Source organism: Pseudomonas sp. FFPRI_1, from assembly GCF_055384485.1.
Genome location: NZ_AP029168.1, coordinates 6,244,566 through 6,260,957, shown reverse-complemented (window position 1 = coordinate 6,260,957; position 16,392 = coordinate 6,244,566). Strand labels below are relative to the sequence as shown.

Sequence of the window (16,392 nt, the reverse complement as noted above, 5' to 3'; positions counted from 1 at the left end):
AGCCGCTTCGCCAGCAAGCTCGCTCCTACGGGAGTGGAGGGCGGTTCAGGCGTGGAGGCGCACCCAGACGCTGACCAGAATGCTGGCAGCTATCAACCAGGCCACGGCCGCCACCGCCAGGGAGGCTTCCAGGCGCAGGCGGTCGACCATCACATAGAGGGTCGCCAGGTAGACGAAGTAGGGAATGATCGACCACATGCCGAACAGGATGGTGGTCTTCAGGTCATCGAGGGAGCGGCCCTTGCCGACGATGTAGTGGGCGATCAGGGCGAAGGTGGGGAACAGCGGCACCAGCCCGGCAATGTAGTAGTTGCGGGTCTTGGCCAGTGCCGCGAGGATCACCACCACTGCCGCGCCCAGGGCGGCCTTCAACAATAGATCCATGGTTTTTCGCGCCTTGGGTTAGTGGCTCAGGCCGTATTTCTTGACCTTGTCGAACAGGGTGGTCTTGGCCATGCCCAGCTCCTGGCTGGCCTGGGTCAGGTTGCCACCGCTGCGCTGCAAGGCGTCGATCAACAAGTTGCGTTCGAAGGCTTCCACCGCTTCGGCAAAGGCCAGGCCCTGGGCGCTGCTGCTGCCGGGCTTCTTGAACGCTGGCAGGCCCAGGGCGAAACGCTCGGCGACATTGCGCAACTCGCGCACGTTGCCGGGCCAGTCGTGGCTCATCAGGGTCGACAGGGTCTGGTTGTCCAGCTCCGGCGCAGTACGGTCGAAACGCAGGGACGATTGCTGCAGGAAGTGTTCGAACAGTTGCAGGATGTCCTCGCGCCGCTCGCGCAGGGGCGGCAACTCCAGGGTCACCACGTTGAGGCGGTAGTACAGGTCACTGCGAAACGCCTTGGCCCGGCTCAGTTCGTCCAGGTCGGACTTGGTGGCGGCAATCACCCGGCAGTCCACGGCCACGCTCTGGTTCGAGCCCAGGCGTTCCAGGGTTCGTTCCTGCAATACCCGCAGCAGCTTGATCTGCAGGTTGATCGGCATGCTTTCCACTTCATCGAGGAACAGCGTGCCCTGGTGGGCGTGCTCGATCTTGCCGATGCGGCGTTTGCCGGCGCCGGTGAAGGCATTGGCCTCATGGCCGAAGATTTCGCTTTCGAACAGGTTTTCCGGCAGGCCGCCGCAGTTCAGGGCGACGAACTGTTGCTGGTGACGGCGGCTGAAGTCATGCAGGCAGCGGGCGACCAGTTCCTTGCCGGTGCCGGTCTCGCCTTCGATCAGCACGTTGGCCGAGGTATCGGCGACGTTGGCGATCAGCTCCCGCAGGTTCTGCATCGCCGGTGAGCGGCCGATGATCCGCCCCTCCAGGGAGTTGCGCTCGGCCAGTTGGCGGCGCAGGGAGGTCACTTCCCGGGCCAGGCCCCGTTGTTCCAGGGCGCGGCGGGCCACGTCCACCAGGCGCTCGGGGGAGAAGGGTTTTTCCATGAAGTCGTAGGCGCCTTTCTGCATCGCTCCCACGGCCATGGAGATGTCGCCGTGGCCGGTGATCAGCACCACCGGCAGGCTGCGATCCCGGGCCTTGAGCTGGGTCAGCAGTTCCAGGCCGTCGATGCCTGGCAGGCGGATATCGCTGACCACGATGCCGGGAAAGTTTTCCCCGACCTGGGCCAGGGCTTCTTCGGCGCTGCCCACGCCGATGCAGGGAATGTCTTCCAGGGCCAGGGCCTGCTGGCAACCCAGCAGGACATGGGGGTCGTCTTCGACGATCAGCACGGTCAGCTCGTTGTTCATATCGGCTCGGCTTGAATAGGGCTTGCCAGGGGCAAGCTGAGGACAAAGGCGGTGCCGCCGCTTGTCGGGTGTTCCACCCCCAGGCTGCCGCCGGTGGCGGCGGCGAGGCTGGCAGACAGGGTCAGGCCCAGGCCCAGGCCCTGCTCGCCGGGTTTGGTGGTGAAGAAGGGTTCGAACAGATGCTTGCGTGCTTCAAGGTCGATGCCGTGGCCGTTGTCGCGTACCCGCAGGCGGTACTTGCCGTCGCCGGGTTCGCCTTCGAGCCAGAGTTCCGGCGCCGCTTGCGCCTGCATGGCATCCAGGGCATTGCCCATCAGGTTGACCAGGATCTGCTCCAGGCGGGTCTGGTCGATCTGCAGGACCTGCTCGGTGAAGTCCCGGTGCACTTGCAGGGGCAGCGGCTCGATGCGGGCGTTGAGGATCTGCAGGGCGGCGTCCACTGCCTTGGTCAGGCTGGCCTGGCCCTGGTCGTCGCCGCGGCGGGCGAAGGAGCGCAGGCTGGCGGTGATGCGGCCCATGCGGTCGATCAGTTCGTTGATGGTCTTGAGGTTGGCACTGGCGGTGTCCAGGGCCCCGCGCTCGAGAAAGCGCACGGTATTGCCGGACAGGGTGCGCAGGGCCGCCAGGGGCTGGTTCAGCTCATGGGCGATGCTGGTGGACATCTGCCCGATGGCTGCCAGCTTGCCGGCCTGGACCAGCTCATCCTGGGCCCGGCGCAGGGTTTCCTCGGCCTGGCGGCGTTCGCGGATCTGGCTCTTGAGGCGTTCGTTGCTGGCTCGCAGGTCGGCGGTGCGCTCGGTGATCCGCCGCTCCAGTTGACTGTTGGCTTCCTGCAGCGCCTCCCGGGCGGCCAGGCGGGTGGCGATGACCTTGCGCCGCTCGTTCCAGGCAATCAGCAGGAAGGCCACCAGGGCAAAGGCCACGGCCACCAGGATGCCCTGGTTGATGGCTTCGCGGCGCAGGTCCTGGAGGGGGGTGAGCAGGGTGAAGCTCCATGGTGTGTCGCTCAGGGGGCGAGTCTGCGACAGGTAGCTGATGGCCTTGTCGTCGGACACCAGTTCGGTGTTGGCCGGGAAGGTCAGCTTCTCCACGCCTTCGGCCAGGCGCTCGCGGGCCAGGGGTTCCAGTTCGTTGAGGGGGAACCAGTAGTACTGCAGGCTGCGGGCCAGGCGCTCCTTGGTGTCCTCGCTCAGGGGCCGGACCGACTTGAGCCGGCGGGCCGGATCGCTGGAGAGGATGATGATGCCGTTCTCGTCGCTGACGAAGGCTTCCAGGCGGGCTCGCTGCCAGCGTTCCTCCAGGGCTTCCAGGCGTACCTTGACCACCGCCACGCCGATGATCTTGCCTTGCTCTTCCAGGCCGTGGGCCAGGTAGTAGCCGGGTTCGCCGTTGGTGCTGCCGATGCCGTAGAAGCGCCCGGGTTGCCCGCGCACGGCGTTCTGGTAATAGGCGCGGAACGAAAGGTCTTCACCCAGGTAGCTGTCGACGTCGCGCCAGTTGCTGGTGGCCAGTACCCGGCCGGTGGTGTCCATGACATAGATGGCCCGGCTGCGGCTGCGGCGGTTCAGGCCTTCGAGGTATTGGTTGACGGTCTGCCGGTGTTCCGGCGAGGGATCGCCCAGCAGCTGGGAAACACTGGATTCCAGTTCCAGCAGGCTGGGCAGGTAGGTGTATTTGCTGATCTCGCTTTCCACGGCGCGGGCGTGCAGCTCCAGCTGGCGTTGGCCATTTTCACTGAGGGTGCGGATGCCGTTGTGCTCGCTGATCCAGAAGCCGGCATAACCCAGGCCGATCATCAGCAGGATGACCAGGGGCGGCAGGAACAGATGACGGATCAGACGGGGTTTCACGGCAAGTGATGGCGGTGCGGCGCGATAGAGAGTGGGGTCGCATTTCATCACAGATGCCTTGGGTCAACCACTGCGCAGTGTCTGTAGGAGCCGGTTGGCCGGCGATAAGGGCGGCGCTGACGATAGGGGAGTCAGATGCCGTCCCATCGCAGGCCAGCCGGCGCCTACAGGAACGCGGGTTTTAGTGCTGCAGGATTTTCTCGAGGAAATGCTGGGCGCGTTCGGAACGGGCGCTGATATCGCCGAAGAACTCTTCCTTCTGGCAGTCCTCGATGATCTGGCCCTTGTCCATGAAGATCACCCGGTTCGCCACTTTGCGGGCGAAGCCCATTTCGTGGGTCACGCACATCATGGTCATGCCTTCGTGAGCGAGCTGGACCATGACGTCGAGCACTTCGTTGACCATTTCCGGGTCCAGGGCCGAGGTCGGTTCGTCGAACAGCATGACGATCGGGTCCATGGCCAGGGCGCGGGCGATGGCCACACGTTGTTGCTGGCCACCGGAGAGTTGCCCCGGGTGCTTGTGGGCGTGGGCGGCGAGGCCGACCCGGTCCAGCAGTTGCAGGCCCTTCTTGGTGGCTTCTTCCTTGCTGCGGCCCAGCACCTTGATCTGCGCGATGGTCAGGTTCTCGGTGATGGTCAGGTGCGGGAACAGCTCGAAGTGCTGGAACACCATGCCCACTCGCGAGCGCAGTTTCGGCAGGTTGGTCTTCGGGTCGGCGATGGAGGTGCCGTCCACCACGATGTCGCCCTTCTGGAAGGGCTCCAGGGCGTTGACGCACTTGATCAGGGTGGATTTGCCCGAGCCGGACGGCCCGCAGACCACCACCACTTCACCTTTCTTGACCTCGGTGCTGCAATCGGTCAGCACCTGGAAGTCCCCATACCACTTGTTGATGTTCTTGATAGAGATCATACGGCGAACCTTTTTTGCAGACGCTTGACCAGCAGCGAGGCGGCAAAGCTGATTGTGAAATACACCAGACCGGCAACGATCAGGAATTCATTGGAGCGGCCGATGATGTCGCCGCTGGAACGCGAGGCGTTGAGGAAGTCCACCAGGCCCACGGTGTACACCAGGGAGGTGTCCTGGAACAGGATGATGCTTTGCTGCAGCAGCAGCGGGGTCATCTTGCGGAACGCCTGGGGCAGGATGATCAGGCGCATGGTCTGGCTGTAGCTCATGCCCAGCGCCTGGGCGGCGCCCATCTGGCCCTTGGGAATGGACTGCACGCCGGCGCGGACGATTTCGCAGAAGTACGCCGCTTCGAACATCATGAAGGCCACGATGCACGAGGTGAATGCGCCGATCGGGGTGTCTTCGCCGGTGATCCAGCGCAGCACGAATGGCACCGCCAGGTAGAACCAGGTGATCACCAGCAGCAGCGGAATCGAGCGGAAGTAGTTGACGTAGGCGCCCGCCAGGTTCGACAGCAGCTTGTTGTGAGACAAGCGCATCAAGGCCAGCAAGGTGCCGAGGATGATCCCGCCGACCACGCCCATGACCATCAGCTTGAGGGTCATCAGCATGCCGTTCCACAGGCCGGGAATGGCCGGGATGATGCCCGAGAAGTCGAATTCCATTATTTACCCCCCACGGAGATCAGGCCGGGGACCGACACTTTTTTCTCTACCAGGCGCATCAGCAGCATCAGGCTCATGTTCAGCGTGAAGTAGATCAGGGTGGCCAGGGTGAAGGCTTCGAACAGGTTGGCCGAGAACTCGGCGGTCTGCTTGGTCTGGGCCAGCAACTCCATCAGGCCGATCAGCGAGGCCACGGAGGAGTTCTTGAAGACGTTGAGGAATTCCGAGGTGAGCGGCGGAATGATGATCCGGTAGGCCTGGGGCAGCAGCACGTTCCAGTAGATCTGCGGCAGCGAGAAGCCCATGGCGCGTGCGGCGGATTCCTGGCCACGGGGCAGGGCCTGGATACCGGTGCGTACCTGTTCGCAGACCCGCGCAGCGGTGAACAGGCCCAGGCACACCACCACGCTCAGGTAGGCCGAGGTGGTCGGGTTGAGGTCCTGCTTGTACCACTCCTGAATGTTTTCCGGCAGCAGGTCCGGTACCAGGAAGTACCAGATGAACAGCTGCACCAGCAGCGGCACGTTGCGGAAGATCTCCACGTAGACCGTGGCGATGCCCGATACCAGGCGGTTCGGCACAGTGCGCATGACACCCAGGATCGAGCCCAGCAGCAGCGCGATGATCCAGGCCACCACGGCAATGGCGATGGTCCAGCCCAGACCGGAGATGAACCAGTCGAGATAGGTCTCGCTGCCCACGCCGGTGGACTTGAAGAACACGCCCCAGTCCCAGTTGTAATTCATTAGGGTTACCCCTCAGATCGTTCGATGTACAAGCACCCGCCTGGGGACGTCCGTTCCCGCCTGACGTTGACCGTCAGGCACACGCGATCGGCTCGACAACCACCGGTTCGAGTGTTTCCAAAAAATGCCAGCAGGTAGTGACAGGCTCCTGAAGAGGCCGGGCCCCTTCAGGAGATAAGGTTAGTCAGGAATCAGGACTTTTTGTCGTCAGCCGCTTTGTCGGTCGGGTTGGCGATCAGGGCCTTGAGCTCGTCGCTCATCGGGAACATCAGGTTCAGGCCTTTTGGCGGGATCGGCGATTGGAACCACTTGTCGTAGATCTTGTTGATTTCGCCCGATTTGTAGGTGGCGACGATGGCGTCATCCACGGCTTTCTTGAACGGGGCATCGCCCTTGCGGACCATGCAGCCGTAGATCTCGTAGGACTGCGGAGTACCGGTCACGGCCCAGTCGGTAGGCTTCTTGGCCTTGGCCATTTCACCGGCCAGCAATGCGTCGTCCATCATGAAGGCAACGGCGCGGCCCGATTCCAGCATCTGGAAGGATTCACCGTGGTCCTTGGCGGAGATCACGTTCATGCCCATCTGCTTGTCGGCGTTCATCGACTTGAGGATGCGCTCGGACGTGGTGCCGGCGGTGGTCACCACGTTCTTGCCCTTCAGGTCGGCGAAGTCCTTGTAGGACGAGTCCTTCTTGGACAGCAGGCGGGTACCGATCTCGAAGATGCCCACCGAGAAGTCGACCTGTTGCTGGCGCTCGACGTTGTTGGTGGTGGAGCCGCACTCGACGTCCACGGTGCCGTTCTGCACCAGCGGGATACGGGTCTGGGAGGTGACCAGGTTGTACTTGACCTTGAGGTCAGGCATGTCGAGGTCTTTCTTGATCGCTTCGACGATTTTCAGCTGGATGTCGTGGGAGTAGCCCACCGGCACGCCGGAAGCGTCAGCGATGTAGGAAAACGGAATGGAAGCGTCGCGATGTCCGAGGGTGATGGTGCCGGACTCTTTGATTTTCTTCAGTGTGCCGGTGAGTTCGGCAGCGAAAACTGGAGTGCTAATCAGAGCGGCAGCGATAGCTGCGCCCAACAGATGGGGAACGATGCGCATCAATATTTCCTCGACATTTGTTTTTTTTATGAAGCCAGTTCGACGGCTCTTTTATACAGCGAATGCCTTGACGGCTCCTGCGTGTTGGCACGACAGGCATTCGTCGCACAGTGTAGAGCATGAGTCGTGCCAGACCAGTTGATCATGGTCAAAGCCTTGATTTCAAAGGTTATTAAATATTTATGGCACAGGGTTTTGCGGCCAGTTATCCGGTTAACCGAATCCCTGCAGGTGCATCGTTCGGAAAACCGAACGATTGGCCTTTCTTTAGGTGCCGGTTTTCGCGCCAGCGTTCAATCCTGGGTCCATAAAAAAAGCCCCTGGACCTTGCGGTACAGGGGCTTGTGCGGACGCCAGCGGCTCAGGCAGCCTTGATCTTGCCGCGATTGTGCTCGAGTTTCTGCAGATAATCCTCCAACTGTTGCTGTTCAGCCGCGGTGGTGAACAGCCCCAGCTTGCTCCGGCGCCAGAGAATGTCCTGGGCCTTCATCGCCCACTCTTCGGCGCACAGGTAGTCCACTTCACGGGTATAGAGCCCACCACCCAGGTGCTCGCCCATGTCGCTCAGGCTGTGCACGCCTTCCAGCAGGCGCCAGGTGCGGCTGCCGTAGGTGGTGGCCCAGCGCCGGGCGATCTGGCTGGGTACCCAGTCGAATTTCTTGCGGATGGCTTCGGCCAGGGCCTGCGGGGTGCTCATGTTCTCGCCACCGGGCAAGGTGGCCTGGGCGGTCCAGGCTGGCTTGGCCTGCTTGAAGTAAGGGGCCAGTTGCGCCATCGCCGATTCTGCCAGCTTGCGGTAGGTGGTCAGCTTGCCGCCGAACACCGACAGCAACGGAGCTTCCTCGCCTGTGCCGGAAAGCGCCAGGGTATAGTCGCGAGTCACGGCCGAAGGGTTGTCGGATTCGTCGTTGCACAGCGGGCGAACACCGGAGTAGCTGTGCTGGATATCACTGCGGCTCAGTTGTTTCTTGAAGTGTGCATTGACCACTTGCAGCAGGTAGTCGGTTTCGCCTTCGGTGATCGCCACCTTGGCCGGGTCGCCGGTGTATTCGCGGTCGGTGGTGCCGATCAGGGTGAACTGGTCGAGGTAGGGAATGGTGAAGACGATGCGCTGGTCTTCGTTCTGCAGAATGTGCGCGTGCTCGCCCTCATACAGCTTGGGCACGATCAAGTGGCTGCCCTGGATCAGGCGGATGCCGTAGGGTGATTCCAGCTTCAGGTCGTCCTTGATGAACTTGGCGACCCAGGGGCCGGCGGCGTTCACCAGGGCCTTGGCGGTGATGGAGAACAGGCTGCCGTCGGCACGCTCCAGGTCCAGCTGCCACAGGCCCTTGCTGCGACGGGCGCTGATGCAACGGGTCTGGGTGTGCACATGGGCGCCTTTTTCCCGGGCGGCCATGGCGTTGAGCACTACCAGGCGAGCATCGTCGACCCAGCAGTCGGAATATTCGAAACCCTTGGTGATTTCGGCTTTCAGGGCACTGTCGGCACCGAACTTCAAGCTGCGCGAGCCGGCGAGCTTTTCCCGCTTGCCCAGGTGGTCATACAGGAACAGGCCGGCGCGGATCATCCAGGCCGGACGCAGGTGCGGCCGGTGCGGCAGCACGAAGCGCATGGGCTTGACGATATGCGGCGCCTTGGCCAGGAGCACTTCACGCTCGGCCAGGGCTTCACGCACCAGGCGGAACTCGTAATGCTCGAGGTAGCGCAGGCCACCGTGGATCAGCTTGCTGCTGGCCGAGGAGGTGTGGCTGGCCAGGTCGTCTTTTTCACAAAGGAACACGGACAGGCCGCGACCTGCCGCATCGGCGGCAATCCCGACACCATTGATCCCACCGCCGATGACGGCGATATCGTAAACCTCGGAGAGAGGGCGCGCGGGCAAGGTAGAAGTGGGCATCGACAGGCCTCGTGTTGCTTTGATATTTGAATTCGAACATTAATGTTCATTTTCGAAAATACTAGCGCATAAAGATGGCTGTATCCAGCGCGCTTCGATTGAAAAAACTGATCGAAGCGGCGTGAAAGGAAAGTTTTCGAACATTGTCGAGGAGGTAACTGTAGCCGCTGTTGTTGCCTTGGGCTGAATGGCGGGGATCGGCCGCGACGATTTCGAAAGCGATGCAGCCTGCTGGCTTGGCGTTCGAGTGCAGCCGGATCCGCAGGGGGGAAGGTCAGACCACTTCGAGACGGATCTTGTGCTGGTTCAGCAGTTGGCTCAGGGCCGGCACCGGTTGCTGGTCGGTGACCAGGCAATCGATCAGGCTGATGGGGCCCAGGCGGATCATGGCGTTGCGTCCGAACTTGCTGGAGTCGGCGGCGAGGATCACCTGGCGGGCGTTGGCGATGATCGCCTGGGACACCCGTACTTCCTGGTAGTCGAAGTCCAGCAGGCTGCCGTCTTCATCGATGCCGCTGATGCCCACCAGGGCGAAGTCCACCTTGAACTGGTTGATGAAATCGACACTGGCCTGTCCCACCACGCCGCCGTCACGCCGGACGTTGCCGCCGGTGAGCAGCACGTCGAAGTCGTCCTTGGCACTGAGCATCGAGGCCACGTGCAGGTTGTTGGTGATGATCTTCAGGTGGCTGTGATTGAGCAGGGCGCGGGCGATGGATTCGGTGGTGGTGCCGATATTGATGAACAGCGAGGCGTGGTCGGGGATCTGCGCGGCAATGGCTTCGCCGATGCGTTGCTTCTCATCGCGCATCTGGTCGGCGCGCATGGCGTAGGCGGTGTTTTCGACGCTGGAGTCATAGGCCGCGCCGCCGTGGTAGCGGCGCAGCAGATTGGCTTCCGCCAGCTGGTTGATATCGCGGCGGATGGTTTGCGGGGTAACGACGAACAGCTGGGCCAATTCCTCGATGCTGACGTAGCCGCGTTCGCGGACCAGGTCGAGGATTTGCTGCTGACGGGGAGGCAGATTCATGGGGCTTCCTTTGGGCTGCCGTGCAAAATTTGCCCATGATGCCGCAGGAATCCCCTCCCGACCAGTTACAAGCGGTTACCAATCCACGGCTTGGCTTATTTGGCCTCGTCGTGGGGTTCCCAGTCGCGGGTGCGGCTGACCGCTTTCTTCCAGCCTGCGTAGAGGCCTTCTTTTTCCGCTTCTGCAAGCGTTGGTTCGAACTCGCGCTCGATCACTGCCTTGCCGCGCAACTCTTCCAGGCTGCCCCAGAAGCCGCAGGCCAGGCCTGCCAGGTAGGCCGCGCCGAGGGCGGTGGTTTCACGCATTTGCGGGCGCTCCACCTGGGTGCCGAGGATGTCGGCCTGGAACTGCATGAGGAAGTTGTTGGCCACCGCGCCGCCGTCCACCCGCAGGGCCTTGAGGCGTTCGCCGGAATCCTGCTGCATGGCGTCGAGCACGTCCCGGGTCTGGTAGGCGATGGATTCCAGGGCGGCGCGGATGATGTGGTCCACGCGCACGCCACGGGTCAGGCCGAACAGCGCGCCTCGGGCGTAGGGGTCCCAGTAGGGGGCGCCCAGGCCGGTGAAGGCCGGCACCAGGTACACGCCGTTGCTGTCCTTGACCTTGCCGGCGAAGTATTCGGTGTCGTGGGCGTCGTTGATGATCTTCAGTTCATCACGCAGCCACTGCACGGTGGAGCCGCCGTTGAATACCGCACCTTCCAGGGCGTAGGCCACTTCGCCACGGGGGCCGCAGGCGATGGTGGTGAGCATGCCGTGCTGGGATTTCACCGCCTTGTCGCCGGTGTTCATCAGCAGGAAGCAACCCGTGCCGTAGGTGTTTTTCGCCTGGCCCGGCTCGACGCACATCTGGCCGAACAGCGCCGCTTGCTGGTCACCGGCGATACCGCCGATGGCGATGCCGCTCTTGGTGCGGCCGTAGATTTCCGACGAAGACTTCACTTCCGGAAGCATTTCCCGCGGGATGTCCAGCACCTCCAGCATCTTCGCGTCCCACTCCAGGGTGTGGATGTTGAAGAGCATGGTGCGCGAGGCGTTGGTGTAGTCGGTGACGTGGGTCTTGCCGCCGGTGAATTTCCAGATCAGCCAGCTATCGATGGTGCCGAACAGCAGTTCGCCGCTACGAGCGCGCTCGCGGCTGCCTTCGACGTTGTCGAGGATCCACTTGAGCTTGGTGCCGGAGAAGTAGGGGTCGGTAACCAGGCCGGTGGTGTCGCGGATGTAGTCTTCCAGGCCATCGCGCTTGAGCTGCTGGCAGATCTCGGTGCTGCGGCGGCACTGCCAGACGATGGCGTTGTAGATCGGGCGGCCGGTGTTCTTGTCCCAGACCACGGTGGTTTCGCGCTGGTTGGTGATGCCGATGGCGGCTACCTGGTCGTGATGCAGGCCGGCTTGTGCCAGGGCTTCGACCATCACCGCGCTCTGGGTGGCAAAGATTTCCATCGGGTCATGTTCGACCCAGCCGGCTTGCGGGTAGTGCTGGGCGAACTCGCGCTGGGCGGTGCAGACCACGTTGGCGTCGCGGTCGAAAATGATCGCCCGGGAACTGGTCGTACCCTGATCGAGGGCAATGATGTAGTTCTTATTCTGAATGTCGGTCATGTCGATTGCCTTGGACGAAATAAGGGAGTGGGAACTGGCGCGGGATCGAATTGGGCAGGATCACGCGCCACGCTATTCAGGAAACTTTGACTTTGCCATCGGCGGACGGCTCGGCCTCGGGGGCGGCAACAGCGCTCGGCAGATGGCGGGCAATCAGCCCGCGATAGGCTGCGGCGCCGAGGCAGGCACCGAGGATCGGGGCAAAGATCGGCACCAGGAAGTACGGGATATCACGGCCGCCGGTGAAAGAAATCTCACCCCAGCCAGTCAGGAATGTCATCAGTTTAGGCCCGAAGTCCCGTGCCGGGTTCATCGCAAAGCCGGTCAGCGGGCCCATCGCACTGCCAATCACGGCGATCAGCAGGCCGATCAGCAGCGGCGCCATCGGGCCGCGAGGCAGGCCGTTGTTGTCGTCGGTCAGGGACATGATCACCCCCATCAGGATCGCAGTGATCACCAATTCCACCAGGAATGCCTGGGCTGTGGACAGCGCCGGGTTGGGGAAGGTGGAGAACACCGAGGCCAGTTCCAGGCTGGCCTGGGAACCGCGGATCATCTGGTGGGCTTGTTCGAAATCGAAGAATAGATTGCTGTAGAGCGTGTAAACCAACAGCGCCGCGCAGAAGGCGCCGGCGATCTGGGACAGGATATAGAACGGCAGTTTGCGTTTTTCGAAATCGGCGAACAGGCACAGGGCAATGCTCACGGCCGGGTTCAGGTGAGCGCCGGAGACGCCGGCGGTCAGGTAGATCGCCATGCTCACGCCGATCCCCCAGATGATGCTGATTTCCCATAGGCCGAAGCTGGCTCCCGCGACCTTGAGCGCGGCGACACATCCAGTGCCGAAGAAGATCAACAGTGCTGTACCCAGAAATTCGGCGATGCATTGACCCGATAGCGACGGTTGTTGCAGAGCAGTTGTCATTGTGAACCTCGATTTTTGTTGTTGTCTGGCGCTGCTGCAAAAGGCAGGGAGCGCGACTTCCAACGAAGACGGAATCCCCATTCCGGCTTCGCCTTGCTACGGGGTACAACCTTGTATCTAACGCATGATATTCAGAAACGAAAAAATATAGACAAGAAACACCGCTGTCAAAGGTCGAAAGTGAACGAGTGGTCATTTTATAGATATCAATCAAATGAATGATTCTGGGGGGTAGTCCGGGGAATGCCAGCAGTTGCCAAGCTCGCAAGCGCAAGGGGTGGCGATCAAGGCTTGTAATAGAGCCTTTTGCCGATGAATGGCCTAAAATTCCCGAGCTTTGTTTTGCCTTTCATTTCGCCCCTGGAGCTGCCATGACCCCTGCACTGGACCTGCTGAAAAAAGTTCGCGCCGAACATCGCATCCACAGTTACGAACATGATCCCAAGGCAGCGTCCTATGGCCTGGAGGCGGCGGAAAAGCTCAGCCTCGACCCGGCGCAAGTGTTCAAGACGCTGTTGGCCGCCAGCGAAAAGGGCGAATTGCTGGTGGCGGTGGTGCCGGTCGTCGGAAGCCTCGACCTGAAGGCACTGGCCCAGGCGGCTGGGGTAAAGAAAGCGGAAATGGCCGACCCGGCCGCCGCTCAACGTGCCACGGGCTATCTGCTGGGCGGGATCAGCCCGCTGGGGCAGAAGAAGCGCCTGCGGACGTTCATCGACAACAGCGCGCAACCCTTCGCCAGCATTTTTGTCAGTGCCGGCCGCCGAGGCCTGGAAGTTGAACTGGCAGCGGCGGTCCTCGCCGAACACACCCAGGCTCGCTTCGCTGATATCGGTCGTCCTTGATTGTGGGAGCCAGCAGCGCTTTCAACTGCCGCTGTATGCTGAAAAATCCTCTCTTCTGTGTCTGTCGCGGGCGGCGTCCCGGCCCCCATGCTGGTGCCCGACCGTTCAAGGAGAAAGCTTATGCAGCTCGAGTTCCATCAGATCGACGCCTTCAGCGACCGCCCGTTCGCCGGCAATCCGGCCATGGTCTATCGGCTCGAGTCCTGGCTCGGCGACGCGCTGATGCAGCAGATTGCCGCCGAGCACAACCTGGCGGAAACCGCCTTTCTGGTGCGCGAAGAGCAAGGCTGGCGGATCCGCTGGTTCACCCCGTCGACCGAGGTGCCCTTGTGCGGGCACGCCACTTTGGCCAGTGCCTATGTGCTGATGGAGATTTATGGCGAGGCGGCGCAGCGCATCGACTTTCTTAGTCGCTCCGGGCCCTTGAGCGTTAGCCGTGAAGGCGGCTTGTTATGGCTGGACTTCCCCCTGCGCAGCCCTTGCAGCCAGGGTGGGCTGGAGACGGTGGCGCAGGCGCTGGGCGTCAGGGTGGTGGAGTTGTTGGGGGCCAATGAATTGTTGGCAGTGCTGGAGTCGGAAAAGGCGGTACGCGAGTGCCGGCCGGATCTGCTGGCGTTGGCCCAGTTACCTTGGCCGGGTGTAATCGTCACTGCCCGAGGTGATAGCCACGACTTCGTTTCTCGCTACTTTGCTCCCGCCATCGGTATCGATGAAGACCCTGTCACAGGCTCGACCCATTGCTGTCTCACGCCTTACTGGGCGCAGCAGTTGGACAAGCAGGAACTGACGGCTTTCCAGTGTTCCCCTCGGGGTGGGGCCCTGTTCTGCCGGCTGGAAGGCGAGCGGGTGAAGATTGGCGGTCATGCCCGCCGGATTGCCAGTGGCCATCTGCACCTGGAGTAATGCGCTGGGGCTTTCGCCGACAAGCAGGTTCCCGTGGGAGCTGGCTTGCCGGCGATTACGCTCAATGGGCGCTGCTGTAGCGGCGCACGCCCGAGTCGTTGTGGGGGATCTGCGCTGCCGTGCTGCCGCTGGCCTGGAACAGCACCAGGTGTTCGGCTGCCACGCGGATGCCGACGTCTGCTCCAACCTGATGGTCGGCGTGGCTGGGGAAAATCGATTCCAGCTGGCTGCCGGTCGGCAGTTGCAGGCGATACAGGGTCGAGGCGCCGAGGAAGGTCTTGCCGACGATCCGTGCTTTCAAGGCGCTGTCCGGTGCGTAGACGATGTCGTCGGGACGCAGCAGGACATCCACAGCGCCGCCCGTTGGCCAGGTATAGGCGCGATTGCCCTGTAGCATGCCCAGCTCGGTCTGCACCGATTCCGGGCTGCTCAACTGACCTCGAATGAAGTAGCCCTGGCCGATGAAGCTCGCGACAAAGGGCGTCTGCGGTTCATGGTAGAGGTTGTAGGGCGTGTCCCACTGTTCCAACCGGCCCTCCTTGAATACCCCGACCTGATCGCTCACGGCAAAGGCTTCCTCCTGGTCGTGGGTCACCAGGATCGCACTGGTGCCCCGAGCCTTGAGGATGTCCCGCACCTCGTGGCTGAGCTTGCGCCGCAGTTCACCGTCGAGGTTGGAGAAGGGTTCATCGAGCAGCAACAGTTGAGGTTCCGGTGCCAGGGCGCGGGCCAGGGCCACTCGCTGCTGCTGGCCGCCGGACAGCTCATGGGGGAAGCGCTGGCCAAGGTTCTTCAGGTTGACCAGTTCCAGCAGCTCGGCGACCACACGCTCTTTCTGCGGGTGCTTGCGGATGCCGAATGCAATGTTATCGGCCACGCTCAGGTGCGGGAACAGGGCGTAGTCCTGGAACACCATGCCGATCCGACGCTTCTCCGGTGCCAGGGTGAACCCGGCACTGGAAATGGTCTCGCCAGCCAGCTGGATTTCCCCTTCGTGTACCGGCTCGAATCCGGCGATGGCACGCAGGGTGGTGGTCTTGCCACAACCCGAGGAGCCCAGCAGGCAACCGATGTCGCCGGCATTGAGGTGCAGGTTGAGGTTCTGCACGACCCGTTGGTCCTGGTAGCCGCAGGCGAGGTTGTGCAGGTTCAGCAGTAAGGGTTGGCTCATGCGTGGTGGTACGCCGGCTCGACAAGAAACTCGAGCAGGGCCTTCTGTGCGTGGAGGCGGTTTTCCGCCTGGTCCCAAGCTACTGAACGAGGGTCGTCCAGCAGGTCGAGGCTGATTTCCTCGCCACGGTGGGCGGGCAGGCAATGCATGAACAGTACATCTTCGGCGGCGAGGTCGAGCAGGGCGCGGTTGACCTGGAACGGTGCGAACAGCTTCAGGCGCTTGGCGGTTTCCTCTTCCTGGCCCATGGAGGTCCAGACATCGGTGCTGACCAGGTGAGCGCCTGCCACCGCTTGCCGAGGATCGCGGACGATGGTCACGCGATCGCCGGCCTGGGCGACAAAGGCCGGGTTCGGTTCATAGCCTTCGGGGCAGGCGATACGCAGTTGGAAGTCGAACTGGATGGAGGCTTCTATATAGCTGTTGCACATGTTGTTGCCGTCGCCGATCCAGGCCACGGTCTTGCCCTGGATCGAGCCGCGGTGCTCGAGGAAGGTCTGCATGTCGGCCAGCAGTTGGCAGGGATGCAGGTCATCGGACAGGCCATTGATCACCGGTACGCGGGAGTTGGCCGCAAACTCGGTCAGGGTGCTGTGGGCGAAGGTCCTGATCATCACGGCGTCGAGCATGCGCGACATGACGATGGCGCAGTCGCCGATGGGCTCGCCGCGCCCCAGTTGGGTATCCCGTGGCGAAAGGAAGATGGCTTGGCCGCCCAGCTGGATCATGCCGGCTTCGAAAGACAGTCGGGTACGGGTCGACGACTTCTCGAAAATCATGCCGAGCACACGATTTTTCAAGGGCTCGAAGAGTACGCCGCGGTTACGCAGGTCCTTCAGCTCGATGCCTCGACGAATCACACTGACCAGCTCATCGGGCGTGCAATCCATCAGGGAGAGAAAGTGCCTTGCGCTCATCATTAACTACCTTTTTGCAACAGACCGCAGATTCTCAAAGCCTTGTTATTCGAACAACGGGCTGGACCTGCGGCGAAAGCCGCACGGGG

General features: G+C 62.1%; 15 protein-coding genes. 2 read left to right on the top strand and 13 right to left on the bottom strand.

Annotation, left to right across the window (positions count from 1 at the left end; genetic code table 11):
• Positions 1-45: 45 nt before the first annotated feature.
• The 11 genes from ACZ5BO_RS27905 to ACZ5BO_RS27855 all read right to left on the bottom strand — a co-directional run bounded on the left by ACZ5BO_RS27905 (position 46) and on the right by ACZ5BO_RS27855 (position 12,470).
• Positions 46-375, bottom strand: a complete 330-nt coding sequence (locus tag ACZ5BO_RS27905; protein ID WP_177330290.1) for a GlpM family protein — start codon at positions 373-375, stop codon at positions 46-48.
• A gap of 27 nt (positions 376-402) precedes the next feature.
• Positions 403-1,728, bottom strand: a complete 1,326-nt coding sequence (gene aauR / locus ACZ5BO_RS27900; RefSeq protein ID WP_025129633.1) for a two-component response regulator AauR — start codon at positions 1,726-1,728, stop codon at positions 403-405.
• Positions 1,725-3,626, bottom strand: a complete 1,902-nt coding sequence (gene aauS / locus ACZ5BO_RS27895; RefSeq protein WP_464697082.1) for a two-component sensor histidine kinase AauS — start codon at positions 3,624-3,626, stop codon at positions 1,725-1,727. Before aauS ends, aauR begins: the two co-directional genes overlap by 4 nt.
• A gap of 133 nt (positions 3,627-3,759) precedes the next feature.
• Positions 3,760-4,494 carry an amino acid ABC transporter ATP-binding protein gene (locus tag ACZ5BO_RS27890; RefSeq protein ID WP_011063128.1) on the bottom strand — a complete coding sequence of 245 codons (735 nt, stop codon included), beginning with the start codon at positions 4,492-4,494 and terminating at the stop codon, positions 3,760-3,762.
• The gene (locus tag ACZ5BO_RS27885; protein ID WP_102880754.1) at positions 4,491-5,162 is read right to left on the bottom strand and encodes an amino acid ABC transporter permease; all 672 of its coding nucleotides are present in this window, start codon (positions 5,160-5,162) and stop codon (positions 4,491-4,493) included. Before ACZ5BO_RS27885 ends, ACZ5BO_RS27890 begins: the two co-directional genes overlap by 4 nt.
• The gene (locus tag ACZ5BO_RS27880; protein ID WP_025129636.1) at positions 5,162-5,908 is read right to left on the bottom strand and encodes an amino acid ABC transporter permease; all 747 of its coding nucleotides are present in this window, start codon (positions 5,906-5,908) and stop codon (positions 5,162-5,164) included. Before ACZ5BO_RS27880 ends, ACZ5BO_RS27885 begins: the two co-directional genes overlap by 1 nt.
• 191 nt (positions 5,909-6,099) lie before the next feature.
• Entirely contained in the window at positions 6,100-7,014 is a 915-nt protein-coding gene (locus ACZ5BO_RS27875; protein ID WP_025129637.1) for a glutamate/aspartate ABC transporter substrate-binding protein, read from the bottom strand.
• A gap of 361 nt (positions 7,015-7,375) precedes the next feature.
• Positions 7,376-8,914, bottom strand: a complete 1,539-nt coding sequence (gene glpD, locus ACZ5BO_RS27870; RefSeq protein ID WP_025129638.1) for a glycerol-3-phosphate dehydrogenase — start codon at positions 8,912-8,914, stop codon at positions 7,376-7,378.
• Between the two features lie 274 nt (positions 8,915-9,188).
• Positions 9,189-9,944, bottom strand: a complete 756-nt coding sequence (locus ACZ5BO_RS27865; RefSeq protein WP_025129639.1) for a DeoR/GlpR family transcriptional regulator — start codon at positions 9,942-9,944, stop codon at positions 9,189-9,191.
• Between the two features lie 95 nt (positions 9,945-10,039).
• Positions 10,040-11,545, bottom strand: coding sequence for a glycerol kinase GlpK (gene glpK / locus ACZ5BO_RS27860; RefSeq protein WP_025129640.1), 1,506 nt, complete (start codon positions 11,543-11,545; stop codon positions 10,040-10,042).
• 76 nt (positions 11,546-11,621) lie between these two features.
• Positions 11,622-12,470 carry an MIP/aquaporin family protein gene (locus ACZ5BO_RS27855; protein ID WP_464701393.1) on the bottom strand — a complete coding sequence of 283 codons (849 nt, stop codon included), beginning with the start codon at positions 12,468-12,470 and terminating at the stop codon, positions 11,622-11,624.
• Positions 12,471-12,841: 371 nt separating this feature from the next.
• Here ACZ5BO_RS27855 and ybaK point away from each other — a divergent pair, with 371 nt between their 5' ends.
• Together ybaK and ACZ5BO_RS27845 are read left to right on the top strand one after the other, a co-directional pair.
• Entirely contained in the window at positions 12,842-13,312 is a 471-nt protein-coding gene (gene ybaK / locus ACZ5BO_RS27850) for a Cys-tRNA(Pro) deacylase (RefSeq protein WP_025129642.1), read from the top strand.
• Positions 13,313-13,432: 120 nt separating this feature from the next.
• A complete protein-coding gene (locus ACZ5BO_RS27845; RefSeq protein WP_464697081.1) occupies positions 13,433-14,215 on the top strand; it encodes a PhzF family phenazine biosynthesis protein in 783 nt (260 codons plus the stop codon).
• Between the two features lie 61 nt (positions 14,216-14,276).
• On the opposite strand, the gene ACZ5BO_RS27840 is transcribed toward ACZ5BO_RS27845, so the two are convergent.
• Complete coding sequence (locus tag ACZ5BO_RS27840; protein WP_025129644.1) at positions 14,277-15,386, bottom strand: ABC transporter ATP-binding protein; 1,110 nt, start codon at positions 15,384-15,386, stop codon at positions 14,277-14,279.
• A complete protein-coding gene (gene argF / locus ACZ5BO_RS27835) occupies positions 15,383-16,303 on the bottom strand; it encodes an ornithine carbamoyltransferase (RefSeq protein WP_025129645.1) in 921 nt (306 codons plus the stop codon). Before argF ends, ACZ5BO_RS27840 begins: the two co-directional genes overlap by 4 nt.
• Positions 16,304-16,392: the final 89 nt, after the last annotated feature.

Bases quoted from the DNA above. Each gene is read 5' to 3' on its own strand.
- aauR (WP_025129633.1), bottom strand. From the start codon at position 1,728: ATGAACAACGAGCTGACCGTGCTGATCGTCGAAGACGACCCCCATGTC.
- aauS (WP_464697082.1), bottom strand. From the start codon at position 3,626: ATGAAATGCGACCCCACTCTCTATCGCGCCGCACCGCCATCACTTGCC.
- ACZ5BO_RS27890 (WP_011063128.1), bottom strand. From the start codon at position 4,494: ATGATCTCTATCAAGAACATCAACAAGTGGTATGGGGACTTCCAGGTG.
- ACZ5BO_RS27885 (WP_102880754.1), bottom strand. From the start codon at position 5,162: ATGGAATTCGACTTCTCGGGCATCATCCCGGCCATTCCCGGCCTGTGG.
- ACZ5BO_RS27880 (WP_025129636.1), bottom strand. From the start codon at position 5,908: ATGAATTACAACTGGGACTGGGGCGTGTTCTTCAAGTCCACCGGCGTG.
- ACZ5BO_RS27875 (WP_025129637.1), bottom strand. From the start codon at position 7,014: ATGCGCATCGTTCCCCATCTGTTGGGCGCAGCTATCGCTGCCGCTCTG.
- glpD (WP_025129638.1), bottom strand. From the start codon at position 8,914: ATGCCCACTTCTACCTTGCCCGCGCGCCCTCTCTCCGAGGTTTACGAT.
- ACZ5BO_RS27865 (WP_025129639.1), bottom strand. From the start codon at position 9,944: ATGAATCTGCCTCCCCGTCAGCAGCAAATCCTCGACCTGGTCCGCGAA.
- glpK (WP_025129640.1), bottom strand. From the start codon at position 11,545: ATGACCGACATTCAGAATAAGAACTACATCATTGCCCTCGATCAGGGT.
- ACZ5BO_RS27855 (WP_464701393.1), bottom strand. From the start codon at position 12,470: ATGACAACTGCTCTGCAACAACCGTCGCTATCGGGTCAATGCATCGCC.
- ybaK (WP_025129642.1), top strand. From the start codon at position 12,842: ATGACCCCTGCACTGGACCTGCTGAAAAAAGTTCGCGCCGAACATCGC.
- ACZ5BO_RS27845 (WP_464697081.1), top strand. From the start codon at position 13,433: ATGCAGCTCGAGTTCCATCAGATCGACGCCTTCAGCGACCGCCCGTTC.
- ACZ5BO_RS27840 (WP_025129644.1), bottom strand. From the start codon at position 15,386: ATGAGCCAACCCTTACTGCTGAACCTGCACAACCTCGCCTGCGGCTAC.
- argF (WP_025129645.1), bottom strand. From the start codon at position 16,303: ATGAGCGCAAGGCACTTTCTCTCCCTGATGGATTGCACGCCCGATGAG.